A 26,857-nucleotide genomic window follows, 5' to 3' on the forward strand; every position below is an offset into this window, starting at 1 on the left:
TGCAGGGTGCCTACGGCGGCCCGCTGACCAGCCGCTGGTCGGCCCGCGTGTCGGCCGTTGAACGCCTGGCGGTTGGCGTCCATCGCGAACTGGTAGCCCTTGCCGGTCCAAGCCACGTCCAGCTTCTGCACACGGGTGCCGGCCTTGCCCACTTCCCAGGCGATCTTGTCCACGCCGTTCTCGGTCCACAGACCGGTGCGGAAGCCGTACTTCGCCAGGCCCTGCACGGTCTCCGGCAGCTTCTGGTAGCCGCAGCCGTAGCCATCATTGGGCAGGATCCAGCCGCCGGGCATGTCATGGTCGCGGTACTGTTTCGCCACGCTGTCGATCACATCGGGCGTGGTGCCGGTCGGGCCATCGCTCCAGCCTTCGGGCACGGTGCCGGGCTTCTTGCGGTTGTCGCCATCGTTGTAGCAGTCGGCATCGCCGTAGGACAGCGCCCAGCGCGCGACCATGTTCGGGCGGCCGGTCAGCTGGGTATAGCGTTCGATCAGCTTGGGCAGGTCCGCGCCGACGAAGTAGTAGGCGTCGAAGCGGTCTTCGCGATGCAGCAGGGTGGCCTGGTCGGGCTGGCGCAGGTCGTAGCTGCCATCGCTCCACGTATTGCGCAGCATGCCCCAGCCTCCGCTGCTGAGCAGCATCGGCGCCGGGCTGGGGCGGTCGCCCTCTTCCCAGCCGCCGGAATAGGACACCTCCAGTTCGCGACCTTTGAACTGGTAGCGGCCGTTCTGCTGGCCGCCACCGAAGTAGCCTTCATCGGCCTGCGAGGACAGCACCTGCACACTCTGCGAGGCATCCAGGTCCAGCGGCTGCAGTTCCTGCCACAGTGCGGTCGGCTGTCCATTGTCCAGGCGCTCCAGGCGCATGCGCAGTGGCTGCCGCTGTACATGCAGGACCAGTGCATCGGTACGCACGCGGATTTCCTGCGCGTCTTCTTCCAGCTGCGCCTGCGCGTTGGCTTTGGGCTGCGGCAGCACGATCGGTGCAGCCTTGTCGCCGGCCCCGGTCAGGGTGCCCTTGCGGCCGGCCTGCACGCGGATGATGTCCGCGGCCGGCAGTTCGATGCGGATGCGCGCGCCGCTGTCGGTCTGCAGGTCCCAGCCCTGCACGCCGTCGCGGCTGTCGCTGGCGCTGACCGAACGCAGGTTGCCGACCGGCTCGGCATGGGCCGACGTGGACGCCAGCATCAATGCCGGTACCAGGGCCAGCAGCAGAGGCGAGCGACGAACGCAGTTTTCCACGCGGACTCCCAACCCGTTCACCGGGCGTTTCGAAAGCGATTGAGCCGACTCTAGGGCAGCGATTCGAAAGATGTCAACAAATTGAAAGGGAAAAGGAAGTTATATTCCGCTGAAACGAAAGTTGATGTGGTGCAGTGCTTTCTGTAATCGCTTGCATCCGCCTGTTTAGCATTGTGCGATACGGCATCGGATCGTTTCTTTCGTTTTCTTCTGTCCCTCGATCCGAGAAAAATCCAGCCCCCGCTTTCTTTCTTTTTTCTTTCGGTATTTGACATTTCGAAAGAAAACGCAGATGGTGCGCTGGCCCAACTGGAACCTCCGAATGGACGTCACCCTGCTTTCCGATGTGTCCGCCTGGCAGCGCCGGGGCGGAGCCGATACCGCTACCGAAATCGCCCAGCAGCCTGCGCTGTGGGAAGCGCTCGCCCAGGACCTGTCGCGTGCCCGCGACCGCCTGCTGGCCTTCCTCGGCGACAGCCTCAACGATCCCAACCAACGCGTGCTGTTCACCGGCGCCGGCAGCTCCGGCTTCATCGCCGAGATGGTGGCCGATGCGATCAACGCGCAGTGGCCGGCAGAGGTGCGCGTGGTGCACACCACCAGTCTGCTGACCCACCCGGGGCTGTACCTGCAGCGCAACCGCCCGACGCTGCTGGTGTCGTTCGGCCGCAGTGGTTCCAGCCCGGAAAGCATGGCGGCGGTGGACCGCGTGCGCGCTGATGTGGCCGACGCGCGCTTCCTCGACATAACCTGCAACGCCGATGGCGAACTGGCCCGCCGCGGCGCCGGCCGTGCCGACACCTGCACCCTGCTGATGCCCTCGGCCAGCTGCGACCGCGCCTTCGCCATGACCAGCAGCCTGACCTGCATGCTGCTGGCGGCGCTGACCGTGTTTGATCGCTCGCCGTGGGATGCGCGCGTGGCGCGCCTGAAGGAGATCGCCGCGCTGGCCCGTGAAGGCCTGGCGCAGTGGGATGCACCGGTGGCAGTGCTGGCGCTGCGCCCGTTCAACCGCATCATCTACCTCGGCAGCGGCCCGCTGGAGGCGCTGGCGCGCGAGTGCGCGCTGAAGGTGCTGGAGCTGACCGCCGGCCGCGTGCTGGCGCTGGCCAACACACCACTGGGCTTCCGTCATGGCCCCAAGTCGACGCTGGATGGCAACACCCTGGTGGTGGTACTGCGCAGCGTGCAGCCGCTGGCGCGCCGTTACGAACAGGATCTGCTGGAAGAACTGCGCCGCGATGGCGTGGCCGGCCAGGTGCTGGCGATCGGCCCGCATTCGGATATCGGTGCCGATGACGAGTACACCCTCCGTGTGCCGGTGTTTGAACCGGCCCTCGATGACCCGTGGCTGGCGCCGGTATGGCTGGGCTTTGCGCAGCTGTTCGCACTGCAGCGTTCGGCCGCTCTCGGCCTGACCCCGGACAATCCGTTCCCGGACGGCACCGTCAACCGCGTCGTCCAGGGCGTCACCATCCATCATGGCTGAGCTGATCGCCCACGCCTGCTACGGCATCGACATCGGCGGCACCAAGATCGAGCTGGTGGCGTGCGATGCGGCGATGCAGGTGACCTGGCGCCGCCGCGTGGCCACGCCACAGGGCGACTACGCCGGCTTCCTGCAGGCCGTGGTGGCGCTGGTGGCCGAGGCCGATGCCGCGCTGGGGCACCGTGACGCCGCCATCGGCATCGCCCTGCCCGGCGTGCGCGACCGGCGCAGTGGCCGCCAGCTCAGCGCGAATGTGCCGGCGCTGACCGGCCAGTGCGTGGCGCAGGATCTGCAGGCACGCCTGCAGCGGCCGCTGCATTTCGGCAATGACCTGCAGTGCTTTGCGCTGTCCGAAGCGCACGGGGGCGCCGCCGAGGGCTACCCGAGCATGTTCGGCGCCATCCTCGGCACCGGTGCCGGCGGTGGCTTCTGCCTGCAGGGCCGCCTGCTGACCGGCTTCAACGGCCTGGCCGGCGAATGGGGCCACTGGAGCGTGCCCGGCCACCTGCTGCAGCGCCACGGCCTGCCCCTGCTGGACTGCGGCTGCGGCCTGCTGGGCTGCGTGGAGCGCTACGTGTCCGGCAGCGGCGTGGCGATGATCGAACGCCATCTCGGCGGCAGCGCGCGCGATGCCAGCGCCGTGATCGCCCTGGCCGAGGCCGGCGATGTGCGTGCCCGGCAGGCGCTGGACATCCACCGCGACCTGCTGGGCCACAGCCTGGCCGCGGTGGTGCTGGCGCTGGACCCGCACGTGATCGTGCTCGGCGGTGGCCTGTCGCAGCATGCGCCGCTGTACCAGCAACTGCCGGCCGCCATCGCCGCGCATCTGTTCAACGGCGTGCAGGTACCGCCCATCGTGCCGCCGCGCTTCGGCGATGCCGGTGGTGCACGCGGTGCCGCCCTGCTGGCCTGCCAGCCCTCGTTTTCCTGATCGACCGGAGCCTGACCATGTCCCCGCTGCAGACCCTGCTTGCTTCCCACCGCGCCGGTGCCAACGTCGGCCTGTACAGCGTCTGCTGCAGCAACGAACAGGTGCTGCGCGCGGCCATGCACGTGGCGCTGGCGCACGACACCACACTGTTGATCGAGGCGACCTCCAACCAGGTCGACCAGTTCGGCGGCTACACCGGCATGACCCCGCCGCAGTACCGCGACTACGTCGGCGCGCTGGCCGATGAAGAAGGCTTCCCGCGTGAGCGGCTGATCCTCGGTGGCGACCACCTCGGTCCCAACGCCTGGCAGAAGCGCCCCGCCGCCGAAGCGATGAGCCACGCGCGCGTGCTGATCGAGGCCTACGTAGCCGCCGGTTTTCACAAGATCCACCTGGACTGCAGCATGTCCTGCGCCGATGACCCGGTGCCGCTGCCCGATGCCATCGTCGCCGCGCGTTCGGCCGAGCTGGCCGGGATCGCCGAACGCACCGCCGCCGAACACGGCCTGCCGCCGCCGGTCTATGTCATCGGTACTGAAGTGCCGGTACCCGGTGGTGAAGCCTCGCTGGCCGGCGGCCTGCAGGTGACCACGCCGGCCGCCGCCGCGCAGACCCTGGCCATCCACCAGCAGGCGTTCGACACACCGTCGCTGCACGATGCCTGGCAGCGGGTGATCGCGATGGTGGTGCAGCCGGGCGTGGACTTCGACCACAGCAGCGTGCACGAGTACGACCCCGTTGCCGCGAGCGAACTCGCCGATTTCCTCGAACAGCAGCCGCGCATCGTGTTCGAAGCGCATTCCACCGACTACCAGCGCGAAAGCGGCCTGCATGCCCTGGTACGCGACCACTTCGCCATCCTCAAGGTGGGTCCGGCAGCGACGTTCGCCTATCGCGAAGCGCTGTTCGCCCTGGCCGCCATCGAAGCCGAACTGCTGCCGGACGCGCAATGCTCGCGCCTGCCGCAGGTGCTGGACGAGGTGATGCAGGCGCAGCCGAAGTACTGGCAGCCTTACTATCAGGGCGACGCGGACGAACTGCGCCTGCTGCGCAGCTTCTCCTTCAGCGACCGCTGCCGCTACTACTGGGGTGAGCCCGCGCTGGTGCAGGCGGTGCAGACCCTGTTCGCCAACCTGGAACAGCACGCGCCGCCGCTGGTGCTGCTCAGCCAGTACCTGCCCGAACAGTACCGCGCCGTCCGCGAGGGCAGCCTGGCCAATACGCCCAGCGCGCTGGTCCAGCACCGCATCGGCCAGTGCCTGGGCGAATACGCCCGCGCCTGCAGTGCCAACCAGGCCGGCAGCCGCACGCAGAACGCACGTTCGGCTGCCTCCGTTCCTGCGAACGGCTAATCTCTACCGTTCCCGACGACACCGAGAGATGGCCATGCGCAACACCCGCTCCCGCCGGCAACAGATCCTGCAACTGCTGATCGAGCAGGGCGCGGTGCAGGTGGCCGATCTGGTTGCGCGCTTCGGCGTGTCTGCGGTGACCATCCGTGCCGATCTCACCCACTTCGAGGCGCAGGGCCTGGCCACCCGCACCCACGGCGGTGCCACCTTGGTGCGCACGCCGCCGCAGGAACAGGACATCCACGAGAAGGATGCGCTGAACCTGCCGCTGAAGGAGTCCATTGGTACGGCTGCCGCGCGGCTGGTGCAGGCCGGTGACAACATCATCATCGACTCCGGCTCCACCACCATGACTCTGGCCCGGCACCTGCGCGGCCACCGCGACGTAACGGTGATGACCAACGGCCTGAACATCGCCTGGGAACTGGCCAACGCGCCGGGCATCACCGTACTGCTGACCGGCGGCCTGCTGCGCCAGCAGTCGCTCTCGCTGCAGGGCAGCCAGGCCGAAGCCAGCCTCACCTCCTACAGCTTCGACACCCTGTTCCTGGGCGTGGACGGCCTGGATCTGCAGTTCGGCCTGACCACCCACGATGAAGCCGAAGCCCGCCTCAACCATCGCATGGTCGAGCGCGCGCGCCGCATCGTGGTGCTCACCGACGCCTCCAAGTTCGGCCGCGTCAGCCTGCACCGCATCGCCCGCCTGGACCAGATCCACGCCATCATCACCGATGCCGGCATTGACGATGCCACCCGCGAAGGGCTGCAACGGCTGGGCATCGAAGTGATCATCGCCGAGACACCGCCATGACCGACACCCGGAGCCTGCACGGCCGCATCCTCACCCCGCTGGGCTGGCGCCGTGGCCACGTCCAGTTTGATTCGCACATCCGCCAGTTGCAGGTGGATGACCACAGCGGCGCTGACGACCTGCAGCTGCCGGTGATCCTGCCCGGCTTCATCGACCTGCACGTGCATGGCGCCGCCGGCGTGGATCTGATGCAGGGCGGCGACGTGGCACGCACCATCGCCCGCACCCATCTGCGCTTCGGTACCACCACCCTGCTGGCGACCACCATGACCGCCGGCCTCGACGAAATCGAACATGCGCTGCAGGGCGTGGCCGCAACCATGGCGGCACCGGACGCTGAGGCCGCGACCATCGCCGGCGTGCATCTGGAGGGTCCCTTCATCAGCCCGCAGCGGCTGGGTGCGCAGCCCAACCGCACCATCGAGGCAACGCTGGCGCTGGTGCACCAGCTGCACGCGCTGGCGCCGATCCGGGTGATCACGCTGGCGCCGGAGATCGGCGAGCACACCGCCTTGATTCCCGCGCTGGCGGCCATGGGCATCCGCGTGCAGCTCGGCCACAGTGCCGGCACCTACGAAGAAGGCGTGGCCGCACTGCAGGCCGGTGCGTCCGGCTTCACCCACCTGTTCAATGGCATGACCGGCGTGGACCACTACCGCCCGGGCATTGCCGCGACGGCGCTGGCGCATGCGCAGTACGCCGAGATCATTCCCGACCTGCAGCACATCCACCCCGGTGTGATCCGCCTGGCCGCGCGCGCGATTCCGCGCCTGTACGCGGTGACCGACGCCACCGCCGCCACCGGCATGCCCGATGGCGAATACGCGCTGGGCGAGCAGCGCGTGCACAAGTGCGGCGGCTGCGTGCGCCTGGCCAGCGGTTCGTTGGCGGGCAGCGCGCTGACCATGGACCAGGCGTTGCGCAACCTGGTGCAGGTGGGCCTGGATCTGGCAGATGCCTCGCAGCGCGTTTCCACCTTCCCCGCCGCCTATCTCGGCCTGGAGGATCGCGGCCGCGTCGCGCCCGACGCCCGCGCCGACCTGGTGGTGATGGATGCCGGGCTGCGTCTTCAGCAGGTGGTCATCGGCGGGCAGGTGGTCGATTTGTAGAGTCGAGCCATGCTCGACTCACCGCGCATGGCGCGGCAAAGCAGTCGAGCATGGCTCGACTCTACAGAAGCAATCCGCACTGAAACGCCTCCTGGGAACCTGTCGATGACTGCACGCACTACCCCGCGCTGGCCCGTCCGCTACCTGCTCTTCATCGGTGGCCTGGGTGGCCTGCTGTACGGCATCGACATCGGCATCATCGCCGGTGCCCTGCCCTACCTGGAAGCTACTGCCAGCCACGCCTGGCAGCTCAGCAGCCAGCAGCTGGGTTTCGTCGTGGCGGCGGTGCTGCTGGGCAGCGTGCTGTCCTCGCTGTTCGCCGGCATGGTGGCCGACCTGATCGGCCGCCGCGGCGCGATGCTGCTGGCCGGCCTGCTGTTCACCGCCTCCATCCCGATCATGGCGCTGGCTTCGGGCTACACGCCGCTGCTGCTGGGCCGCCTGCTGCAAGGCATCAGCGGCGGGTTGATCGGCGTGGTGGTGCCGCTGTATCTGGCCGAGGTCCTCACGCCCGAGCGACGCGGTCGCGGTGCAGCGATGTTCCAACTGCTGCTGACCATCGGTCTGGTGCTGGCCGCACTCATCGGCCTCTACCAGGCGCATGCCGTGGATGCTGCTGCCGAGGCCGTGCATTCGCTGCCGCAGGCGCAACAGGCACAGGCGCTGTTTGCAGTGAAGGACCATGCGTGGCGCACCATCTTCTGGAGCTGCCTGGCACCGGGCCTGCTGTTCTGCGCGGGCATCTTCTGGCTGACCGAATCGCCGCGTTGGCTGGTGCGTCGGGGCCGCATGGACGATGCGCGCCGCAGCCTGCAGCGCGTGCTGCCTGCTGGCGATGTCGAACCCACGCTGGCACAGATCCAGGCACCCGAATCGCGCAGCCGCGAAGGCCGCCGCGATCCGCTTCTGAGCCGGCGCTACGTGGTGCCGTTCCTGCTGGCCTGCGTGGTGCTGGCCTGCACCCAGGCCACCGGCATCAACTCGGTGCTGGCCTACGCGGTCAACATCCTCAACCAGGCGGGCCTGTCCGGTTCGGTAGCCAATGGCGCGGATGTAGCGATCAAGCTGCTCAACGCGGTGATGACCGTGGTCGCCCTGCTGCTGGTCGACCGTAAGGGCCGCAAGTTCCTGCTGATGCTGGGCAGCGGCGGCATCTGCGTGGCCCTGCTGGCCGCCGCGACGTTGTTCTTCCAGGCCGAACGCGGCCGCGCCGACGTACAGCCGCAACTACAGGCCGCAGTGAGCGGTGATGGTCTGCAGCTGGTGCTGGATGACGCGCAGTGGCGACGCCTGGCCGGCAGCACCGACCGCGAAGGCCGACCGCTGCAGCTGACCGTGTCCTATGCGTATGGTGATTTCACCAACGTGCGCGCCCTGCGCAGCGACAACCTGGGTGACCGCGAACTGCGCATCGAACGCGCTGGTACCGTGCAGCCGGACAGCGTCATCGGTGCACTCTTCCGCAAACTTCATCTGAACCCCTTCGCCGACCCGGCCAGTGCCGCGCAGGCACCGCTGCGCATTGAACAGGCGCGCATCGGCCCAGTGCCGCCACCGGCGCACGGCTGGGCCGTGGCCGCCTGCATCCTGGTGTTCGTGGCGTTCTTCGCGGTCGGCCCCGGCGTGTGCGTATGGCTGGCCCTGTCGGAGCTGATGCCCAACCGCATCCGCTCCAACGGCATGAGCATCGCCCTGCTCATCAACCAGTTCGTGTCCACCACTATCGCCGCGCTGTTCCTGCCCACCGTGGGGCACCATGGCTATGCCAGCATGTTCCTGTTCTGGGCCGGCTGCACCTTCGTGTTCTTCCTGGTGGCCGCCCTGTGGCTGCCGGAAACCAAGGGCAAGTCGCTGGAGGAGATCGAGGCGCGCTTTGCCAGGTAGAGCCGGAGGGTAGAGTCGACGGGTAGAGTCGACTGTTAGTCGACTACCCCGCGCAGCGCGGGCCTGTCTGGTACGGATGGGAACGGCAGTCGACCAACGGTCGACTCTACCGGAGCTTTCTCAGTTTAAGTGCCACGACAATCTGCAGCAGCCCATACAGCAGGCTGCCGATGCCGATCCACAATGCGGTGACGGCCACGCCGGCCAGCGGGTTGGCTGCAAACAACAGGCCCAGGACGATGGCCAGCACGCCACTGAGGATCAGTACCCACTCGCCCTGGATGTGCCTGCGCACGCGCACGGCAAACACGATGCGGTAGATGCCCGCCACCAGCAGCCAAGCGGCCAGCAGCAGCACCAGCACGCTGGCGGTGGCCAGTGGATTGATCACCGCCAGCGTGCCGAAGCCCAGCGACGCCACCGCGTACAGCAGCAGCCAGCCACGCGGTGCGCCGCTGCCACCGCTGATCAGCGCGAGCACGCTGATGACACCTTCAACGACGGCCATCAGGCCCAATGCCCAGGCCAGCGCAGTGGCTGCGGCCATCGGCCAGCCGATCGCGGTGATGCCGAAGCCGAGCGCGACCACGCCATACAGCAGCAGGATCGGCCAGCTGCGGCCGATGGCCGACAACAGCGGCGATGGAGAAGATTCGGGAGACAGCATGACCACTCCTACGATCAGGTTGACGCCCCATCCTAGCGCCGGAGCCGTTGAAGGCACCATCACAGCAACTCAGGGGCAGGCGACCGGGTAGAGTCGACCGTTGGTCGACTATCGCGCGCAGCGCGAGGTTTCTCGCGATCTGAAGGGAGGGCAGTCGACCAACGGTCGACTCTACCGCCAGCATTACGGCACCCGCGCGCACACCCACACGCGCACCTCTGCCGCCCCCACCAGGCGCAGGGTTTCGGCCACTTCCAGCACGGTGCTGCCGGTGGTCATCACATCATCCACGACCGTCAACCGGGGCGGCACCACACCCTGCACATCGAAGGCATCGAACAGATTGTCGCGGCGCTGTTCGGCACTGCGTTCCGACTGTGGCGCGGTATGCCGGCGGCGGTACAGGCCGCGCCACCGCGGTTGCCGCAGCAGGCGGCACAGCTCCCCGGCCTGGTCATAACCGCGCTGCCGCAGGCGACGCGGATGCAACGGCACCGGCACCAGCGGCAGGCACGTCCACGGTGGCGGCTGCCGTTGCATCAACTGCGCCAACAGCCGTCCCGCGGCCAGGTCCTGGTGGAACTTGTAACGCACCAGCAACTGGTCCACCGGCGGCAGGTACAGCAGGCTGGCATGGGTGGCGGCCTGCGGCGGAGGCTCCTCGCGGCAGGTGCCACACACGGGCAGCGCGCTGTCCGGCAGTGGCAGCGCGCAACGCAGGCAGGCACGGCCAGACCACGGGATACCGGCAAGACAGGCCGCGCACAGGTCCAGGCCATCGTGGCCCCGGTCCTGGCAGACCAGGCAGCGCAGCGGCAGCAGCAGGCAGCGCACCGAGGCAGCGAGCAAAGGCAGCATTCTCTTCAGCATGCGACGAGCCTGCCTGCTGCAGGTCGCGAGCGGAATCGGGCATATGCCCGTCCTATTGTCGGTTTCCTTTCCTTGTGCCTGCCGGACAGCGTGTCGACACGGGCGCTGCACAGTGCCGGTGCCGTGGTTCAGCCCCTGTTTCCACCCTCTGCTTACTCCAGATGAACACGCAGACCCGAATCGTCATTGTCGTACTGGTCGTCGGCCGCAGGTCATGGCCCTGCCCTCGGTGCTGTGGTATTTCAAGCAAGGCGAAACCCAGGACCCTCACCTGCAGAAGGAGGCACAGAAGACGCAGCAGCAACAGGCCGGACCCTGAGCGATTCGATGCTGCGCCAGACTCCCCACCCGAATGGATTCCCGACCATTGGTCAGTACTGCGGCGGGGATTCTATCGCCGCCATCCCACAACAGTGGCACCGGAACTGCAGAACAAGCTGAAGTCGGGCGGTGGACTTCCCTTGGCGCTGGCACGTGCCAGATCATCCGCATGTCTCGCCCCGGTCACGCCGGCGATGACGCCGGTTGGGCCGGACCAGCACCTCAAGGCGCGCTGCAACGCACGCGCTCCGCTCAATCGCAATCCTGGTACCCCCCCACGGCGCCGCAGTGCCGGCAGCGGAACAGGTAGGCCGTGGGTGATCCGTCCTTGTCCAACGCCGCCAGAAAGTGCTGCCACTGCGGCCCGTCATCCAGCCCGGTGCTGTCCTGGATCGCCGCCACGGCGGCTTCACCGTGTGCTTCCAGTTCCGCGCGACCAGCGCGGCCGATGAACTGCGCGCCGTCCCCGCAATGGGTCCACCACTGTTCCTGCTGCCAACCGTTGAAGCCCGGGGTGCGCTGTGCGATCTCGTCGATGATCTCCTCATCAACCTCATCCCACTCACCGCCACCGCCCACGCCCTCCTCGTCGGTAAACGTGGCGCCCAGGCGCGCATGCGCCGAGCCATCGGCAATGCACCACGGGCAGATCTGCTGTTCGTACTCGTCTTCGGCATGGACCGGGCCGGTGTAGACGAACCCACGCGACTGACCGCAGCACACGCAGGGCGTGCCAGCAGCCACCACGCTGCCAGTGGCGACGGGGTCGGGGTGGTAGGTGAAGCGCGGCAGATCCATGGCAGTTCGTTTGCTGGGCGGCCCAGTCTAGCGTCGTGCCGGGGCCAACAACCTGTAAACCATTATTGAATGATATGAGTTGACATGGGTGACCCCACCCACCGACACTGCCGCCCTCGCTCGACGCCCTTCCAAGGTCCCGCCATGGCTTCCGCCATCCGCCACGACTGGCAGCACGATGAACTGCAGGCCCTGTTCGACCTGCCCCTGCCGGAGCTGCTGTTCCGCGCCGCCAGCGTGCATCGCGCGTACTTCGATCCAGCCCAGGTGCAGGTGTCCACCCTGCTCTCGGTGAAGACCGGTGGCTGCCCGGAAGACTGCGCGTACTGCCCGCAGGCGCAGCGCTACACCACGGGCGTAAGCGCACAGAAACTGATGGACACCGAGGCGGTGCTGGCCAAGGCACGCCAGGCCAAGGCCGCCGGTGCATCGCGCTTCTGCATGGGCGCGGCATGGCGCTCGCCGAAGGACCGCGACATCCCCAAGGTCGCCGCGATGATCGCCGGGGTGAAGGCGCTCGGCCTGGAAACCTGCGCCACCCTGGGCATGCTCAGTGGCGAGCAGGCGCACGCGTTGAAGGATGCCGGCCTGGACTACTACAACCACAATCTGGACACCGCGCCGGACTACTACGATTCGATCATCCACACGCGCCAGTACCAGGACCGTCTGGATACGCTGGGCCACGTGCGCGACGCCGGGCTGAAGACCTGTTGCGGCGGCATCGTCGGCATGGGCGAAACACGGGCACAGCGCATCGGCCTGCTGCTGGCGCTGGCCACGCTGCCGGCGCATCCCGATTCGGTGCCGATCAACAAGCTGGTGCAGGTGGCCGGTACCCCGCTGCATGGCAGCGCGGAACTGGACCCGTTCGAATTCGTGCGCATGATCGCGGTGGCGCGCATTGCGATGCCACGCTCGATGGTGCGGCTGTCGGCCGGCCGCGAAACAATGAGCGACGAGCTGCAGGCGCTGTGCTTCCTGGCCGGTGCCAACTCGATCTTCCATGGCGAAAAACTGCTGACCACCGGCAACCCGGAAAGCGAGCGCGACCTGGCCCTGTTCGCGCGCCTGGGCCTGCAGCCGATGCCCGTGAAGGTGGACGCCGAGGGCCACGACCACGGCGGCACCGTGCATGCCGATATCAGCGCCGATGGCCCCGGCTGTGGCTGCGCCCACGCAGCCTGAGCCGGGAGCCGAGCAGGCGTGGCGGCAACGCGCTACCCTAGCCGCCCCGTCGTCGCCTGAAGCCAGCATGGCCCGCCCCGACCTGACCGCCCGCCTCAACGCCCAGCGCGCCTTGCGCGATGCACAAGGCCGTCGCCGCCCGCGGCGCACGATCACCCGTCGTGATGGTGTGCGCCTGGAAATTGACGGGCGCTGGCTGACCGGCTTCTGCAGCAACGATTACCTGGGCCTGGCCCAGCAGTTCAGCGTGGTCAACGCGCTGCAGGATGCGGCCGCGCGCGATGGCACCGGCGCAGGTGCCTCGCACCTGGTCTGCGGCCACCACGCACTGCACGACGCGCTGGAGCGCGAAGTGGCTGACTGGCTCGGCTACCCGCGCGCCCTGTTGTTCGGCAGCGGCTTTGCCGCCAACCTGGCGGTGCAGCAGGCGCTGCTGAGCGAAGAGAACGACGTCTGCGTACAGGACAAGCTCAACCACGCCAGCCTGCTCGATGCCACCCGGCTGGCCGGCGCACGCCTGCGCCGCTACCCGCACCTGGACCCGGAAGGCGCCATGCGCCAGCTCAAGCATGCACCCGAGGGTGCGGCGATGCTGGTCACCGATGGTGTCTTCAGCATGGACGGTGATGTTGCACCGCTGCGTGCGCTGTCGCTGGTCGCGCGCCTGCAGCAGGCGCTGTTCTACGTGGATGACGCGCATGGCGTGGGCGTACTCGGCGATGGCCGTGGCGCCGTCGCCACCGCCGGCCTGGGCGTGGACGACGTGCCGCTGCAGCTGGTCACCCTGGGCAAGGCTCTGGGCGGGTCTGGTGCGCTGGTGCTGGGCCGCGAGGACCTGGTCGAACACCTGGCCGAAACCGCACGCCCCTACATCTACACCACCGCGATGCCACCGGCCCTGGCCGCCTCGGCGCTGGAAGCGGTGCGCCTGGCCCGCCGCGACCATTGGCGCCGGGCCAAACTGGCCGACCTGATCGCCCTGTTCCGCGTAGAAGCACGCCGCCATGGCCTGGACCTGATGGCCTCGGAAACCCCGATCCAGCCGCTGCTGTGTACCGATGACCACAGCGCCGTGGCGATGTCGCAGGCGCTGGAGCAGGCCGGCTGGCTGGTCGGTGCCATCCGCCCGCCGACGGTGCCCGAGGGCAAGGCGCGGCTGCGCGTCACCCTGTCGGCATTGCATACCCCCGAACAGGTGCGCGAGCTGGTGGAGGCCATCGCCCAGGCGCGCGACCGCATCGCTGGCACGCCGCGCGATGTGCTGCCGCCTGCGCTGCCTGCCCTGGCCTGATCCGCGTACGTCGTACCGCATGCATATCGAAGTCACCGGCCACGGGCCGGACCTGGTTCTGATCCATGGCTGGGCCCTGCAGGGCGGCGTGTTCGCGCCACTGGTGCAGCGCCTGTCCGACCGTTTCACCCTGCATCGGGTCGATCTGCCCGGCCACGGCCACAGCCGCGACGACAGCACCCCGCTGCGCCTGCCGCAGGTGGTCAACGCGATTGCCGCCGCCACGCCGCCTGCGGTCTGGTGCGGCTGGTCGCTGGGCGGCCTGTTCGCGCTGCACGCGGCAGCCACCCTGCCCAAGGTGCGCGGGCTGGCGATGATTGCCGCAACACCCCGCTTCGTGCGCGGCGACGGCTGGCCGCATGCGGTGGAACCGGTGGTGTTCGAGCAGTTCGGGCGTGACCTGGCCAGCGACTTCGGCGGCACCCTGGAACGCTTTCTGGCGTTGGATGTGATGGGCTCGGCACATGCCCGCGAGGAACTGCGTACCCTGCGCCAGCGCCTGGTCGAGCGTGGCGCCCCGGCCGAGCGCGCGCTGCTGGAGGGCCTGCGCCTGCTGGAAGGCACCGACCTGCGTGGCGCCCTGCCGACCCTGGGTAAGCCCAGCCTGTGGATTGCCGGCCAGCGCGACCGCCTGGTGTCGCCCGCTGCGATGCAGGCGGCCGCCGCACTGGCCCCGGGCGCGCAGGCGCTGACCATCGCCCACGGCGGGCATGCCCCCTTCCTCGGCCACGCTGATGAGGTGGCCGCCGCCCTGCAACACTTCGTTGCCGGCCTGTCACTGGCCGATGGCGGACAATGAGCACTTTCCGAATTCGGCAGGGTTGACGCATGGATCTGGGTATTTCCGGCCGCTGGGCACTGGTCTGCGGCGCAAGCAAGGGCCTCGGCCTGGGCTGCGCACGCGCCCTCGTGGGCGAAGGTGTGAACGTGGTGATCGTGGCCCGTGGCGAAGCCGCGCTGCAGGCCGCCGCAGATGAACTGCGCGCCCTGCCCGGTGCCGCCGAGGTGCGAGCGGTCGCCGCCGACGTCACCACCGAGGCCGGGCGTGCACAGGCGCTGGCCGCCTGCCCGCAGGTCGACATCGTGGTGACCAACGCTGGCGGTCCGCCGCCGGGCGATTTCCGCACCTTCGAGCGCGACGACTGGATCGCCGCACTGGATGCCAACATGCTGGCGCCGATCGCACTGATCCGCGCCACGGTGGACGCGATGATCGCGCGCGGCTTCGGCCGCATCGTCAACATCACCTCGTCCTCGGTGAAGGCACCGATCGACACGCTGGCGCTGTCCAACGGCGCGCGCAGCGGGCTGACCGGCTTCGTCGCCGGGCTGGCGCGGCGCACGGTCGGCCACAACGTCACGATCAACAACCTGCTGCCCGGCCAGTTCGACACCGACCGCCTGCGCGCCAACTTCGCCCACGCGGCGGGCGAGGACGGCGATGTGCAGGCGGTGGCAGACCGCCGCCGCCAGCAGATCCCCGCCGGCCGCTTCGGCACGCCGGACGAGTTCGGCGCCGCCTGCGCCTTCCTGTGCAGTGCGCAGGCCGGTTACCTCACCGGGCAGAACCTGCTGATCGACGGCGGCGCCTACCCCGGTACGTTCTAAGAGACTTCTGCAATGCCGTCCCACTTCGATGCCCGCCACGTCCGCCGCGCGTTCGCCCGTGCCGCCAACAGCTATGACGCCGCCGCTGCCCTGCAGCGCGAGGTGCAGTCACGGCTGATCGAATCGCTGGACTATCTGGAAGCCCGCAAGCCGGAGGTGGTGCTGGACATCGGGGCCGGTACCGGCCACGCAAGCGCGCTGATGAAGAAGCGCTGGCCGAAGGCACAGGTAATCGCGATGGACGTGGCGCTGCCGATGCTGGACCAGGCCAAGCGCCAGGCCGGCTGGTGGAAGCCCTTCCAGCGCCTGTGCGGTGATGCCGCCGCGCTGCCGCTGGCCGACAACAGCGTCGATGTGATCTTCAGCAACCTGTGCCTGCAGTGGCTGGATGACCTGCCTGCCGTGTTCGCCGGCTTCCGCCGCGTGCTCAAGCCCGGCGGCCTGCTGCTGTGTTCCACCTTTGGCCCGGAAACGCTGGTGGAATTGAACGAAGCGTTCGCCGCCGCCGACGACCGTCCGCATGTCAGCCGCTTCGCGCAGATCGCCCAGTTCGGCGATGCGTTGATGATGGCCGGCTTCCGCGACCCGGTACTGGACCGTGACCTGTTCACTCTGACCTACGATGATCTGCCCGCGCTGATGCGCGAGCTGCGCGCACTGGGCGCGACCAATGCACGGGTGGACCGCCGCCATACCCTGACCGGGCGTGGCCGTTTTGCCACCGCCGCAGCCGCGTATGAACCGATGCGCCGTGCCGACGGCAAACTTCCCAGCAGCTGGGAAGTGATCTACGCGCACGCCTGGGCGCCGGACCCGGGTGCCCCGATCCGCGAAGGCGGCCACGACATCGCCTCGGTACCGGTGTCGGCCATCCCGATCCGCCGCAAGCAGACGTGACGATCGCCTCGAACCGCTTCTGACGATCGACCGCGATCCCGCTCTGGTAGGTGCCAACCTTGGTTGGCACCTACCAGAGGCGCCGCCGGGCATGGCCCGGCGAGCGCAGCGGCGTGCCGTCAGGTGTTCGCCGTCGAACTCAACGGCGGCCGCACCAGGTCGCGGTGGAAGAAATAGATTTCCTGCACCAGGAACCGCCAGCTGGTGTGGAAGCTGCGGAAACGCGTGCTCGGCGTGGACGAGGCCAGCGCATCGATGCCCAGGGCCTGGCTCAGGCGCAGCGCGCGCGCCATGTGCAGCGGGTCGCTGACGATGATGACCGTGTGCAGCCTGCGCTGCTCCATCAACCGCTTGGCTTCCACCAGGTTCTGCACCGTATTGCGCGAGGCGGTCTCGATGAGGATGGCGTCGTCCGGCACGCCGTGCTTCAACGCGTAGCGCCGCGCCACCTGCGATTCGGAGAAGCGTGCACCGGCGCCGCCATAACCGCCGGTGAAGATCAGCAGCGGCGCGTAGCCGGCCTGGTACAGGTCCAGGCCATGGCGGATGCGTTCTTCGAACACCGGCGAGGGCTTGGCATCGTAGGCCGCCGCACCCAGTACGATGATGGCGTCGGCCTTGGCGGCCTGGTCGCGCTCACCCACCCAGACGATCCAGGCGGTGACGCCCAGCAGCCACACCAGCACCAGCACGAAAAGACGCCACACCCAGCCCAGCAGGCCGGTGCGCGGTGGGTGACGGCCGCGGCTCACGCCACCTCCCAGCGCAGCGCCGGCAGATCGACGTTGCCGCCGGACAGCACCAGGCCCACGCGCTGGCCCGCAAACCGCGCCGGCTGGGCCAGCACCGCGGCCAGCACGGTGGCCGAGGACGGCTCCACCACCTGCTTCAAGACCTCCCACAGCAGGCGCATCGCTGCCCGGGTGGCGTCGTCGTCGACCACGATCACCTCGGCACCGGCGGCCTGCAGCAGTTGGAAATTCGGCGCGCCGATCAGGGTACGCAGGCCATCGCAGATCGTGTCGGGGGTGAAACCGGTCACGCGCTGGCCGGCGGCCAGCGAGCGCGCCGTGTCATCGGCACCGGCCGGTTCGGCCAGCACCAGTTGCGTCTGCGGGCTGGCGTGCTGCAGGGCCAGAGCAGTTCCACTGGCCAGGCCACCACCACCCACAGGCACCACCAGTACATCGAACGGGCCGTCGCTGTGCAGCAGCTCAAGCGCCGCAGTGCCCTGCCCCGCCATCACCGCCGGGTCGGCATAAGGGTGCACCAGGGTCGCGCCGGTGTCGGCCTGCACCCGGGCGCAGGTGGCCTCGCGGTCGGCGATCGTCGGCGGGCAGCGCCACAGGGTGGCGCCATGGCGGGCGATATTGGCCAGCTTGGCCGCTACCGCCCCTTCGGGCACCACCACGTGGCACGGAATGCCGCGGGTACGCGCCGCCAGCGCCAGGGCGGCGCCATGGTTGCCAGAAGAATGGGTGACCACACCGGCCTCAGCACGGTCGGCATCCAGCGACCACACCGCGTTGCAGGCACCCCGGAACTTGAATGCGCCTCCGCGCTGCAGGTGCTCGGCCTTGAACGCCAGCTGCGTGCCGGCCAGGGCGTCCAGCGCCTGCGAGCGCAGGACCGGCGTGACATGGGCATGTGGCGCAATCCGCGCAGCGGCGGCCAGGACGTCTTCGGCGCGGGGCAACAGTGAATCGCTCATGACCCAAGATTAACGTATGCCCCCACGCTGGCGACCACGCACCACGCCGTGCCAGCATGCCGGCCTTCACCGCCATTCATCCTCGCCGGCTCAATTAAGGAGCGATTCAATGCCCACGCATGAAGCTGGCCGCACACCCGTCCTTGGGGGGACCCACATGAAGATGCGTCTGTTGCTTGCCGGCGGCCTGTTGCTGGCCCTGACCGGCTGCTCCACGTACGACTATGTCGGCGGCGGTGCTGGCGGCAGCTATTACCACGGTGCGCCATCGACGGAATACAACTATCCGTATGGCTACCCGTCCTATGGCTACCCCTACTACGGCGGCTATGGCGGTTATGGCTACGGCTACTACGGCAACCCGTACTACGGCCGCCCGATCTACCGTCCGCCGCACCACAATCACCGCCCGCCACCGCCGCGCCCGGGTGATGGCGGCGAGAACCGTCCGCCACCGCCGCCGCGCCAGAACAATGGCGGCTCACCGTGGCGGAACATGGACTCGATGCGTCGGCCACCGCAGTCGGGCGTGCCGTCGGCTCGTCCGTCGGCTCCGCCGCAGGCGCGCCCCTCGGCACCGCCCCAGGCACGTCCCGCACCGGCACCGCGTGCGCCGAGGACGAACGGGTCCCCGTGGCGCAACATGGAACGATGAACGGTTCCCCGTGGCGGAATGTGGATCATGCGACGCAGCGCACAGTTGAGCCCTGAACCATCTTGCATTCCATGTGGTTCAGGCCGCACTCTAAGCAGGTGGTGACGGCCTGCGTCACAAAGTGACAAAAACGTTAAGGGCCGGTCCCAAAAAGCTCTACGTCGATATCCGACAGGAACATCTGGATCCCCCCTGTTCCGGCCCTGTCGGATGTCGGCACCTCTGAAAGCAGACGGCCCCGCAATGCGGGGCCGTCTGTTTTTGATGCAGGCGCAAAAGCATCCACGCATGGCGTGGATCTGCCAGGATTGCCGGCCTCCGGCGGCGCCACGGAATCCACCCATGGCGTGGATCTACCAGGATTGTCGGCAACCCTGGCGTCAGTAGATCCACGCCATGCGTGGATGAAGCGCTCCCGGCAGCCCCCAAAAAACAGGGCCGGACAGTCCCCCGACTGCCGGCCCTCTGCTTCCCCACCGTGCGCCTGTACCGGCCCCTGTTCCAATTCCGGTCAACGGCGCCTGCGGCGCCAGCCACGATGGGTGCTATTGGGTTATCCGCAAGAATCCTGCCAACTTTAGGGCGGATTTCATCCCGGCCCCGCTCCGGGCCCGTCGCCCCCGTCCGAATGGCGCTAAAATCGCCACCCCGGCGCCGCCCCGGCCGCGCCTGCCCCCTGCTGACCTGCCTCCATGACCCACTCCTTCCATCGTTACGACGTCATCGTCATCGGCGGTGGCCACGCCGGCACCGAGGCCGCGCTGGCCGCAGCCCGTACCGGCGTGCGCACCCTGCTGCTGACCCACAACATCGAAACCGTGGGCGCGATGAGCTGCAACCCGGCCATCGGCGGGATCGGCAAGGGCCATCTGGTCAAGGAAATCGATGCCCTCGGCGGTGCCATGGCACATGCCGCCGACCGCGCCGGCATCCAGTGGCGCACGCTCAACGCCTCCAAGGGCCCGGCCGTGCGCGCCACCCGCTGCCAGGCCGACCGCAACCTGTACCGCATGGCGATCCGCGCCATCGTCGAAGGCCAGGCCAACCTGACCGTGTTCCAGGCAGCCGTCGATGACCTGGTCATCGAAGGCGACGCCGTGCGCGGGGTCATCACCCAGACCGGCCTGCGCTTCGATGCCGAGGCCGTGGTGCTGACCGCCGGCACCTTCCTGGCCGGCAAGATCCACGTCGGCCCGACCCAGTACGCCGCCGGCCGCATGGGCGACCCGCCGGCGACCACACTGGCCGCACGCCTGCGCGAGCGCCCGTTCCAGGTCGACCGCCTGAAAACCGGCACGCCGCCGCGCATCGATGGCCGCTCGCTGGATTACAGCGTGATGGACGAACAGCCCGGCGACACGCCGCGCCCGGTGATGTCCTTCCTCGGTTCGGTGGACGAGCATCCGCAGCAGGTCAGCTGCTGGATCACCCACACCACCGAGCAGACCCACCAGATCATCCGCGATGCACTGCACCGCTCGCCGCTGTACAGCGGCCAGATCGAAGGCATCGGCCCGCGCTACTGCCCGTCCATCGAAGACAAGGTGGTGCGCTTTGCCGAGAAGGCCAGCCACCAGATCTTCGTCGAGCCCGAAGGGCTTGGCATCGTCGAGATCTATCCCAACGGCATCTCCACCTCGCTGCCGTTCGACGTGCAGCTGGACATGGTGCGCAGCATCCGCGGTTTCCAGAACGCGCACATTACCCGCCCCGGCTATGCCATCGAATACGACTTCTTCGACCCGCGCGGGCTGAAGGCTTCGCTGGAGACCAAGCTGGTCAACGGCCTGTTCTTCGCTGGCCAGATCAACGGCACTACCGGCTACGAAGAAGCCGCTGCGCAGGGCCTGCTGGCCGGCCTCAACGCCGCACGCCAGGTGCGTGGGCTGGAAGGCTGGTGCCCGCGCCGCGACGAAGCCTACCTGGGCGTGCTGGTGGATGACCTGATCACCCACGGCACCAACGAGCCGTACCGCATGTTCACCAGCCGCGCCGAATACCGCCTGCAGCTGCGCGAGGACAATGCCGACCAGCGCCTCACCCCGGCCGGCCGCGCGATGGGCCTGGTGGATGACCGCCGCTGGAGTGCGTTCGAGACCAAGCAGGCCGCCGTGGCCGCTGAGCGCGCACGGTTGGCTGCGCTGTGGGCGACCCCGGCCAATGCACTGGGCCGCGAAGTGCAGGACACGCTGGGCGTGGCCGTCAGCCGCGAGACCAACGTGCTGGACCTGATCAAGCGCCCGGAGCTGGACTACGCACAGCTGATGCAGGTGCCGTCGCTGGGCCCGGCCGTGGCAGATGCGAAGGTGGCCGAGCAGGTGGAGATCGGCGTGAAGTATGCCGGCTACCTGGACCGCCAGCGCGAGGAGATCGAACGCCAGCAGCGCCACGAAGCCACCCCGATTGGCGAAGGCTTTGACTACGCCACGGTGCGTGGGCTGTCGGCTGAAGTGCTGCAGAAGCTGGAACGCGTGCGCCCGCAGACCATCGGCCAGGCGCAGCGCATCCCCGGCATGACCCCGGCGGCGATCTCGCTGCTGCTGGTGCACCTGGAACGCGCCCGCCGCGGCCGCGTGGCGTAACGCGCATCAGTGGTAGCGCCGGGCCATGCCCGGCGAGCGTAGCGGCACGCGAACGGCCGCCGGGCGTGGCCCGGCGCTACCGATGCCTCTGCCGGGTATCATCGTCGTGTTTGCCCCACCCTGGAGACAGCGATGCACCCCCTGCGCCCCTTCCGCGACAAGATGCCGGTGCTTGGCCAGCGCGTGTACGTCGACCCGGCCTGCACGCTCATCGGTGATGTCGAGCTGGCCGACGATGTCTCCATCTGGCCGGGCACGATCATCCGCGGCGACGTCAATTTCGTGCGCGTCGGCGCACGCACCAACGTGCAGGACGGCACCATCATCCACGTCAGCCACCACAGCCCGTTCAACAAGGCCGGCTACCCGACTCTCATCGGCGAAGGCGTGACCGTCGGCCACGGCTGCATCATCCACGCCTGCACCATCGGCGATTACAGCCTGATCGGCATGGGTGCCTGCATCCTCGACGGTGCGCGCGTCGAGCGCCATGCCTTCGTCGGTGCTGGCGCGGTGGTCGGCCCGGGCAAGGTGGTCGGTGAAGGCGAACTGTGGGTGGGCAACCCGGCGCGCCCGGCACGCACGCTCAGCGACAAGGAGATCGAGTCGCTGCATTATTCGGCCGACCACTACGTGCGCCTGAAGGACGAATACCTGGGCTGAGCTGCGTCGCCGGCCGTCATGCTCTGCTAGAGTCGAGGCCCGACCAGGAACCGTCGAGACCCCCATGCCTGTGGCAGCACGCCGGAGAGGACTCCAGCGCCCACGATCCAGGCCATCGCCCTGATGGCCACGCCGATGCTCGATACCTACCGCGAGGTGGTAACGCCGGAAGGCGTGCCGCTGCAGTTGCCGACCGCCGGGCCGATGCCGCGCGCGCTGGCATGGCTGGTCGATCTGGTCATCCGCTTCGGCGCACTGGTGCTGCTGTCCATTCCGCTGGCGCTGCTCGATGAATTCGGCCGCGGCATCTACATGGCGCTGATGTTCCTGCTGATGTGGGCCTACCCGATCATCTGCGAGGCACTGTGGGGCCGCACCCTGGGCAAGCGGGCGCTGGGCCTGCGCGTGCTGTCGCGCGATGGCGCGCCGGTGGGCTGGATGGCCTCGATCACCCGCAACCTGCTGCGCACCGTGGACATGCTGCCGTTCGCGTATGCCCTGGGCCTGCTCAGCAGCCTGTTCGATCCTTACGGCCGCCGCCTGGGCGACCTGGTGGCCGGTACCGTGGTGGTGCACGAGCCGATGCGTTACCTGCAGCCGCCGGCCACCATCGACAGCGTGCTGGTGCCCTCGCAACCGCTGCGGCCGCAGGAACAGGCCGTGGTGCTGGCCTTTGCCGAACGCGCCCCCCGCCTGTCGCCGGGCCGCCAGCAGGAACTGGCCAGCATTGCCGAACCACTGACCGGCACATCCGGACAGGTGGGCGTGCTGCGCCTGTATGCCATGGCCAACTGGCTGCTGGGCCGCCGATGAAGCAGGAACAGTTCGTCGCCCGCCACCAGCAGGAATGGCAGGATCTGGAACAGTGGCTGCAGCAGCGTGCCAGCGCGTCGCGTCGCACGCGGCGCAGGCCCGAGGCCGGTGACCCTGGCGATGTCGCGTTTCCCCAGCGCTACCGCCGCCAGTGCCAGCAGCTGGCACTGGCCCGCGAACGTGGCTACAGCCCGCAACTGGTGCAACGCCTGCAGCAGTTGATGCAGCAGGGTCACAGCGTGCTCTATCGCACCCCTCCGGTTCGCTGGCGGCGTGCGCTGGAATTCCTGGTGGCCGACTTCCCGCAGCTGGTGCGCAGCCAGGCACCCAGCATGTGGGTGGCACTGGCGATGTTCGCTCTGCCGGCCCTGGCCTGCTTCGCGCTGGTGCAGCTGTACCCGGACAGCATCCACCTGCTGATGGACAACAGCCAGATCGCAGAGATGGAACGCATGTACGACCCGGCCGCTGATCGGCTGGGGCGTGACAGCGGCACCGACTGGATGATGTTCGGCTACTACATCCTGAACAACATCAGCATCGCCCTGCGCACCTTCGCCAGCGGCCTGCTGGCCGGGCTGGGCACGCTGCTGGTACTGCTGTTCAACGGCATCACCATGGGTGCCGTGGCGGGGCACCTGCAGCACATCGGCCATGGCGATCCGTTCTGGCGCTTCGTGGTCGGCCATGCCGCCTTCGAGCTGACCGCCATCGTGATCGCAGGCGGTGCCGGCCTGCAGCTGGGCATGAAGCTGCTGGCGCCGGGTCGGCGCCGACGCATCGACGCACTGGTGGAAGGCGGCCGCATCGGTGCGCGGCTGTGCCTGGGCGTGGCCTTCATGCTGCTGCTGGCGGCCTTCGTGGAGGCATTCTGGTCGTCGATCGCGCAGATCCCTGCCGCGGTGAAGTACAGCGTGGCCGGCGTGTTGTGGGCCGGCGTGCTGCTGTGGCTGTGGCGCGGTGGCCGCGGGGGTGAACGTGCGGATTGACAAGCTGGACGTGGCCCTGCGCGCACGCAGCAGCTGGGAAGCCATGGAACTGGGCACTGCCCTGTCGCGCCGCCATGCCCGCGCGGTGTGGGGCAGCTGGCTGCTGGCCAGTGCGCCGCTGTTCGTGCTGTTCAACGTGCTGGGCGGGTGGCTGGATGGCTTCGGCTGGGCGTGGCTGGCGATGTGGTGGTGCAAGCCGCTGTTCGAACGCGCGCCGCTGTACGTACTGTCACGCGGCATCTTCGGCGAGCAGGTAAGCGCACGCGGTGCGCTGGCCGCGCCGCGGCACTGGGGCGGCAGCGGATTCTGGGGTTACCTGGGCTGGCGCCGCTTCAGCCTGCTGCGCAGCCTGTGCCTGCCGGTCAACCTGCTGGAAGGCAATGCACCGGCACAGCGTGGCCCGCGACGGCGCGCAGTGGCCGCCGGAGCCGCCGGCTCGGCGATGGTCCTGGCGCTGATCTGCCTGGCCTTCGAGCTGGTGCTGGTGACCGGCGCGATCGCCCTGACCTTCATGTTCATTCCGCTGGAACTGCTGCCCGAGTCCTGGCGCGCGGCGTGGGCACTGGTCAGCGTTGACACCCCGTGGTGGGCGAAGCTGGCGCTGAACCTGCTGAGCTGGCTGGCTGCGGCACTGATCGGGCCGTTCTACGTCGGTGCCGGCTTCGGCCTGTACCTCAACCGGCGCACGCAGATGGAGGCCTGGGACGTGGAAATCGCCCTGCGCCGGCTGCGCGAGCGCCTGCTGCCGGCCGCATCGACGCTGGCCGTGCTGCTGTGGCTGGCGCTGCCGCTGGCCCCTGCCCACGCGCAGGACGCGGAGGCGGACGCCGCCCGACAGGCCGCAGACGAAGCCTGGGCTGGCGGGCAGGCTGAAGCAGACGCGGACGAAGGCGAAGGCGAAGGCGAAGGCGAAGAAGCCAACGCCGCCAATGATCCGGCCAATACCAGCGCCGGCATTTTTGGCGAGGTGCCGGTGGACACCGCCGGTTTCCGCCAGGCCGTGAACCGTGCCTATGAAGATCCGCTGCAGCGGCCGATGCGCCAGGTCACCGAGTGGAAGCCGATCGACGGCGCTGTGGAAAAGGACAAGGAGAAAAGCAACCGCAAGGATGAGACGGCCAGACCCAGCAGCAGCCACCGCAATCTGAAGCTGCTGGCGCGCGCCGCCGAATGGGGCCTGTGGGGCCTGCTCGGCGCGGCGCTGCTGGTGCTGTTGCTGACCGCCCGCCTGTGGTGGCCCTGGCTGCGTGGCACCGGCCGGCGCAAGGCCAGCCAGGACGCACCGCGCGTGCAGGAAGAAACAGTACAGATGCCGGCGGTGCTGCCGCCGGATGTTGCCACCCAGGCCGGTGTGCTGTGGGACCAGGGCCGCCCGCGCGAAGCGCTGGCCCTTCTGTACCGGGCCAGCGTGCGCACCCTGGTCGAGCGCACCGGCACCGCGCTGCCGCCGGGCGCCACCGAGGCGCAGTGCCTGCGCGCTTCACGACGCCTGCCCGAGGCCGCTGACCGCGACCTGTTCGCGCGCATCGTGCGCGTGTGGCAGTACGCGGCCTATGGCGGCCACCTGCCCACGCGCGAGGCGTTCGATGACCTGGCCACCACCCTGCGCCAGCAGTTCGGGTGGACGGCATGAGCCCGCGCATTTTCTGGTCCCTGCTGCTGGGCCTGCTGGTCCTGCTCGGCGTGCCGCTCACCATCCTGTTCCTGCGCACGCACGAAAAGGTGACCGAAACCGTGGTGCTGCCGCCGCGCGGCGAAGCCAGCTACAACCCGCTGTACGTGCTGGGGCAGGCGCTGCGCGCCGACGGCATCGAGGTGCAGTCACGGCAGCGCCTGCAGCTGGCAAAGATGGCACTGGCCGACACCGACACCGTGGTGCTGCTGCAGGACACCCGCGACCTGCCACCACCCACCGTACAGGCGCTGCTGGACTGGGTCGGGCGTGGCGGCCATCTGCTGCTGCGCACGCAGCCACCGGGCAAGGACACGGCCAGCACAACCCAAGGCCCGCTGCTGGATCGCATCGGCGTGGAAAGCCTGTTCCACAAGGCGCGCTGCCAGCGCTTCCACGTCGAGGATGACCCCAGCCACGAGGAGTTCTGCCGCGGGCGCCGCTTCAGCCTCGGCTTCCAGGCCCGCGCCGATGCCGAGCGCCACTGGGGCCGTGAGGGCGACCTGGTGTTCGCCCGCCTGCGCCACGGCAAGGGCCGCATCGACGTGCTGGCCGACATGGATTTCATGCGCGGTGCCGGTGCCGCCCCGTTGCCGCGCAAGCGTACGACCGCCAAGGATGCACCGCAGCGCGATGGCCTGCACGACCTCGCCCACCGTGATCTGACCCGCTACCTGCTGGACCCGAATTACGGGCGCGGCACGGTGTGGCTGGTGTACGGCAGCCGCCCGCCCACGCTGCTCGCGCGCATCGTGCTGCAGGGCTGGCCGGTATGGATCCCGCTGCTGCTGGCCCTGCTGGGCTGGCTGTGGGCGCGTGCGCAGCGCCTGGGCAGCGTGCTGCCTTCACCGGTGGTCGAGCGTCGCTCGCTGCTGGAACATGTACGCGCCAGTGGCGAACTGCTGCTGCGCTTCGGCCACGCCGCGCCGCTGTACAACGCGGTGCAGGCGCTGTTCCTGCATCGCCTGCGCCTGCGTGCGCCGGTGGCAGCCGCGCTCGATGGCGCTGCCCGCGACCAGGCCATCGCCGAAGTCCTGCAGTGGCCGGTCAGCCGCGTGGCCACCGCCCTTACCGCTCCTTCGCCGCACGATTCCTCCGCCCTGCGCGAGCGCATCCGCTTGCTGCTCCAGATGAGATCCCTGCTATGACCGATGCCCCTGAGCTTCCGGCGGCTGCTGCCGCCCGCCTGATCGAACGCGTCGATGCCATCCGCGATGCCGTCGGCCGCGCCTTCATCGGCCAGGCCGACGTACTCGACCAGATCATGGTGGCGCTGCTGGCCGGCGGCCACGTACTCATCGAAGGCGTGCCCGGG

23 protein-coding genes and 2 pseudogenes are annotated in these 26,857 nt (G+C 68.7%); 19 read left to right on the forward strand and 6 right to left on the reverse strand.

The genetic code is table 11. The features are described 5' to 3' along the window. Positions 1-1,241 (reverse strand): annotated as a pseudogene (locus ACQKDV_RS08580) (glycosyl hydrolase); the annotation flags it as partial. Between the two features lie 322 nt (positions 1,242-1,563). On the opposite strand from ACQKDV_RS08580, the gene ACQKDV_RS08585 reads away from it, so the two are divergent. The 6 genes from ACQKDV_RS08585 (at position 1,564) to ACQKDV_RS08610 (ending at position 8,817) form a co-directional block, all read left to right on the forward strand. Beyond that, a complete protein-coding gene (locus tag ACQKDV_RS08585; RefSeq protein WP_427783340.1) occupies positions 1,564-2,730 on the forward strand; it encodes an SIS domain-containing protein in 1,167 nt (388 codons plus the stop codon). Further along, positions 2,723-3,661, forward strand: a complete 939-nt coding sequence (locus ACQKDV_RS08590) for an ROK family protein (protein WP_427783341.1) — start codon at positions 2,723-2,725, stop codon at positions 3,659-3,661. The genes ACQKDV_RS08585 and ACQKDV_RS08590 overlap by 8 nt, the downstream gene beginning before the upstream one ends. Before the next feature lie 17 nt (positions 3,662-3,678). Beyond that, complete coding sequence (locus tag ACQKDV_RS08595; protein WP_427783342.1) at positions 3,679-5,013, forward strand: D-tagatose-bisphosphate aldolase, class II, non-catalytic subunit; 1,335 nt, start codon at positions 3,679-3,681, stop codon at positions 5,011-5,013. Positions 5,014-5,047: 34 nt separating this feature from the next. After that, a complete protein-coding gene (locus ACQKDV_RS08600; protein WP_427783343.1) occupies positions 5,048-5,824 on the forward strand; it encodes a DeoR family transcriptional regulator in 777 nt (258 codons plus the stop codon). Next, positions 5,821-6,933 carry an N-acetylglucosamine-6-phosphate deacetylase gene (gene nagA, locus ACQKDV_RS08605; protein ID WP_427783344.1) on the forward strand — a complete coding sequence of 371 codons (1,113 nt, stop codon included), beginning with the start codon at positions 5,821-5,823 and terminating at the stop codon, positions 6,931-6,933. Before ACQKDV_RS08600 ends, nagA begins: the two co-directional genes overlap by 4 nt. Positions 6,934-7,038: 105 nt before the next feature. Further along, positions 7,039-8,817, forward strand: coding sequence for an MFS transporter (locus tag ACQKDV_RS08610; protein WP_427783345.1), 1,779 nt, complete (start codon positions 7,039-7,041; stop codon positions 8,815-8,817). Positions 8,818-8,923: 106 nt separating this feature from the next. Here ACQKDV_RS08610 and ACQKDV_RS08615 read toward each other — a convergent pair whose 3' ends face one another. From ACQKDV_RS08615 to ACQKDV_RS08625, 3 genes are all read right to left on the reverse strand, one after another. Then, the gene (locus ACQKDV_RS08615) at positions 8,924-9,484 is read right to left on the reverse strand and encodes an HdeD family acid-resistance protein (protein WP_427783346.1); all 561 of its coding nucleotides are present in this window, start codon (positions 9,482-9,484) and stop codon (positions 8,924-8,926) included. A 183-nt stretch (positions 9,485-9,667) separates the two neighbouring features. Continuing rightward, positions 9,668-10,354 (reverse strand): ComF family protein, encoded by a 687-nt coding sequence (locus ACQKDV_RS08620; protein WP_427783347.1) that lies wholly within the window; start codon positions 10,352-10,354, stop codon positions 9,668-9,670. Positions 10,355-10,927: 573 nt separating this feature from the next. Then, a complete protein-coding gene (locus ACQKDV_RS08625) occupies positions 10,928-11,473 on the reverse strand; it encodes a CbrC family protein (protein ID WP_427783348.1) in 546 nt (181 codons plus the stop codon). Positions 11,474-11,617: 144 nt separating this feature from the next. On the opposite strand from ACQKDV_RS08625, the gene bioB reads away from it, so the two are divergent. The 5 genes from bioB (at position 11,618) to bioC (ending at position 16,457) form a co-directional block, all read left to right on the forward strand. Next, positions 11,618-12,661: a biotin synthase BioB gene (bioB, locus tag ACQKDV_RS08630; RefSeq protein ID WP_427783349.1), complete on the forward strand. Its 1,044-nt coding sequence runs from the start codon at positions 11,618-11,620 to the stop codon at positions 12,659-12,661. A 67-nt stretch (positions 12,662-12,728) separates the two neighbouring features. Further along, positions 12,729-13,952 carry an 8-amino-7-oxononanoate synthase gene (gene bioF, locus ACQKDV_RS08635; RefSeq protein ID WP_427783350.1) on the forward strand — a complete coding sequence of 408 codons (1,224 nt, stop codon included), beginning with the start codon at positions 12,729-12,731 and terminating at the stop codon, positions 13,950-13,952. A gap of 19 nt (positions 13,953-13,971) precedes the next feature. Beyond that, positions 13,972-14,751, forward strand: a complete 780-nt coding sequence (bioH, locus tag ACQKDV_RS08640; protein ID WP_427783351.1) for a pimeloyl-ACP methyl ester esterase BioH — start codon at positions 13,972-13,974, stop codon at positions 14,749-14,751. Between the two features lie 29 nt (positions 14,752-14,780). Then, on the forward strand, positions 14,781-15,560 hold the full coding sequence (locus tag ACQKDV_RS08645; RefSeq protein WP_427783352.1) for an SDR family oxidoreductase: 780 nt from the start codon (positions 14,781-14,783) through the stop codon (positions 15,558-15,560). 12 nt (positions 15,561-15,572) lie between these two features. Further along, positions 15,573-16,457 carry a malonyl-ACP O-methyltransferase BioC gene (bioC, locus tag ACQKDV_RS08650; protein WP_427783353.1) on the forward strand — a complete coding sequence of 295 codons (885 nt, stop codon included), beginning with the start codon at positions 15,573-15,575 and terminating at the stop codon, positions 16,455-16,457. Between the two features lie 119 nt (positions 16,458-16,576). Here the strand turns inward: bioC and ACQKDV_RS08655 are convergent, their stop codons facing one another. Then, complete coding sequence (locus ACQKDV_RS08655) at positions 16,577-17,221, reverse strand: YdcF family protein (RefSeq protein ID WP_427783361.1); 645 nt, start codon at positions 17,219-17,221, stop codon at positions 16,577-16,579. Continuing rightward, positions 17,206-18,168, reverse strand: a complete 963-nt coding sequence (locus ACQKDV_RS08660) for a pyridoxal-phosphate dependent enzyme (RefSeq protein ID WP_427783354.1) — start codon at positions 18,166-18,168, stop codon at positions 17,206-17,208. The genes ACQKDV_RS08655 and ACQKDV_RS08660 overlap by 16 nt, the downstream gene beginning before the upstream one ends. Before the next feature lie 157 nt (positions 18,169-18,325). Here ACQKDV_RS08660 and ACQKDV_RS08665 point away from each other — a divergent pair, with 157 nt between their 5' ends. The 8 genes and pseudogenes from ACQKDV_RS08665 to ACQKDV_RS08700 all read left to right on the forward strand — a co-directional run. Continuing rightward, positions 18,326-18,823 carry a hypothetical protein gene (locus tag ACQKDV_RS08665; protein ID WP_427783355.1) on the forward strand — a complete coding sequence of 166 codons (498 nt, stop codon included), beginning with the start codon at positions 18,326-18,328 and terminating at the stop codon, positions 18,821-18,823. A gap of 692 nt (positions 18,824-19,515) precedes the next feature. Next, a complete protein-coding gene (mnmG, locus tag ACQKDV_RS08670; RefSeq protein WP_427783356.1) occupies positions 19,516-21,405 on the forward strand; it encodes a tRNA uridine-5-carboxymethylaminomethyl(34) synthesis enzyme MnmG in 1,890 nt (629 codons plus the stop codon). 132 nt (positions 21,406-21,537) lie between these two features. Then, complete coding sequence (locus tag ACQKDV_RS08675) at positions 21,538-22,068, forward strand: gamma carbonic anhydrase family protein (RefSeq protein WP_427783357.1); 531 nt, start codon at positions 21,538-21,540, stop codon at positions 22,066-22,068. 123 nt (positions 22,069-22,191) lie between these two features. After that, positions 22,192-22,881, forward strand: a complete 690-nt coding sequence (locus ACQKDV_RS08680; protein WP_427783358.1) for an RDD family protein — start codon at positions 22,192-22,194, stop codon at positions 22,879-22,881. Next, a complete protein-coding gene (locus ACQKDV_RS08685) occupies positions 22,878-23,870 on the forward strand; it encodes a stage II sporulation protein M (protein ID WP_427783359.1) in 993 nt (330 codons plus the stop codon). The genes ACQKDV_RS08680 and ACQKDV_RS08685 overlap by 4 nt, the downstream gene beginning before the upstream one ends. Continuing rightward, positions 23,860-25,503 carry a DUF4129 domain-containing protein gene (locus ACQKDV_RS08690; RefSeq protein ID WP_427783362.1) on the forward strand — a complete coding sequence of 548 codons (1,644 nt, stop codon included), beginning with the start codon at positions 23,860-23,862 and terminating at the stop codon, positions 25,501-25,503. Before ACQKDV_RS08685 ends, ACQKDV_RS08690 begins: the two co-directional genes overlap by 11 nt. Then, on the forward strand, positions 25,500-26,690 hold the full coding sequence (locus ACQKDV_RS08695) for a DUF4350 domain-containing protein (RefSeq protein ID WP_427783360.1): 1,191 nt from the start codon (positions 25,500-25,502) through the stop codon (positions 26,688-26,690). Before ACQKDV_RS08690 ends, ACQKDV_RS08695 begins: the two co-directional genes overlap by 4 nt. Beyond that, positions 26,687-26,857: pseudogene (locus tag ACQKDV_RS08700) on the forward strand (AAA family ATPase); the annotation flags it as partial. The gene ACQKDV_RS08695 and the pseudogene ACQKDV_RS08700, both read left to right, overlap by 4 nt.

Source organism: Stenotrophomonas sp. NPDC077659 (assembly GCF_050268705.1).
In the GTDB taxonomy this organism is placed as follows: Bacteria; Pseudomonadota; Gammaproteobacteria; order Xanthomonadales; family Xanthomonadaceae; genus Stenotrophomonas.

Excerpts from the sequence above, each read along its gene's own strand:
- ACQKDV_RS08585 (WP_427783340.1), top strand. The coding sequence starts at position 1,564 with ATGGACGTCACCCTGCTTTCCGATGTGTCCGCCTGGCAGCGCCGGGGC.
- ACQKDV_RS08590 (WP_427783341.1), top strand. The coding sequence starts at position 2,723 with ATGGCTGAGCTGATCGCCCACGCCTGCTACGGCATCGACATCGGCGGC.
- ACQKDV_RS08595 (WP_427783342.1), top strand. The coding sequence starts at position 3,679 with ATGTCCCCGCTGCAGACCCTGCTTGCTTCCCACCGCGCCGGTGCCAAC.
- ACQKDV_RS08600 (WP_427783343.1), top strand. The coding sequence starts at position 5,048 with ATGCGCAACACCCGCTCCCGCCGGCAACAGATCCTGCAACTGCTGATC.
- nagA (WP_427783344.1), top strand. The coding sequence starts at position 5,821 with ATGACCGACACCCGGAGCCTGCACGGCCGCATCCTCACCCCGCTGGGC.
- ACQKDV_RS08610 (WP_427783345.1), top strand. The coding sequence starts at position 7,039 with ATGACTGCACGCACTACCCCGCGCTGGCCCGTCCGCTACCTGCTCTTC.
- ACQKDV_RS08615 (WP_427783346.1), bottom strand. The coding sequence starts at position 9,484 with ATGCTGTCTCCCGAATCTTCTCCATCGCCGCTGTTGTCGGCCATCGGC.
- ACQKDV_RS08620 (WP_427783347.1), bottom strand. The coding sequence starts at position 10,354 with ATGCTGAAGAGAATGCTGCCTTTGCTCGCTGCCTCGGTGCGCTGCCTG.
- ACQKDV_RS08625 (WP_427783348.1), bottom strand. The coding sequence starts at position 11,473 with ATGGATCTGCCGCGCTTCACCTACCACCCCGACCCCGTCGCCACTGGC.
- bioB (WP_427783349.1), top strand. The coding sequence starts at position 11,618 with ATGGCTTCCGCCATCCGCCACGACTGGCAGCACGATGAACTGCAGGCC.
- bioF (WP_427783350.1), top strand. The coding sequence starts at position 12,729 with ATGGCCCGCCCCGACCTGACCGCCCGCCTCAACGCCCAGCGCGCCTTG.
- bioH (WP_427783351.1), top strand. The coding sequence starts at position 13,972 with ATGCATATCGAAGTCACCGGCCACGGGCCGGACCTGGTTCTGATCCAT.
- ACQKDV_RS08645 (WP_427783352.1), top strand. The coding sequence starts at position 14,781 with ATGGATCTGGGTATTTCCGGCCGCTGGGCACTGGTCTGCGGCGCAAGC.
- bioC (WP_427783353.1), top strand. The coding sequence starts at position 15,573 with ATGCCGTCCCACTTCGATGCCCGCCACGTCCGCCGCGCGTTCGCCCGT.
- ACQKDV_RS08660 (WP_427783354.1), bottom strand. The coding sequence starts at position 18,168 with ATGAGCGATTCACTGTTGCCCCGCGCCGAAGACGTCCTGGCCGCCGCT.
- ACQKDV_RS08665 (WP_427783355.1), top strand. The coding sequence starts at position 18,326 with ATGAAGATGCGTCTGTTGCTTGCCGGCGGCCTGTTGCTGGCCCTGACC.
- mnmG (WP_427783356.1), top strand. The coding sequence starts at position 19,516 with ATGACCCACTCCTTCCATCGTTACGACGTCATCGTCATCGGCGGTGGC.
- ACQKDV_RS08675 (WP_427783357.1), top strand. The coding sequence starts at position 21,538 with ATGCACCCCCTGCGCCCCTTCCGCGACAAGATGCCGGTGCTTGGCCAG.
- ACQKDV_RS08680 (WP_427783358.1), top strand. The coding sequence starts at position 22,192 with ATGGCCACGCCGATGCTCGATACCTACCGCGAGGTGGTAACGCCGGAA.
- ACQKDV_RS08685 (WP_427783359.1), top strand. The coding sequence starts at position 22,878 with ATGAAGCAGGAACAGTTCGTCGCCCGCCACCAGCAGGAATGGCAGGAT.
- ACQKDV_RS08695 (WP_427783360.1), top strand. The coding sequence starts at position 25,500 with ATGAGCCCGCGCATTTTCTGGTCCCTGCTGCTGGGCCTGCTGGTCCTG.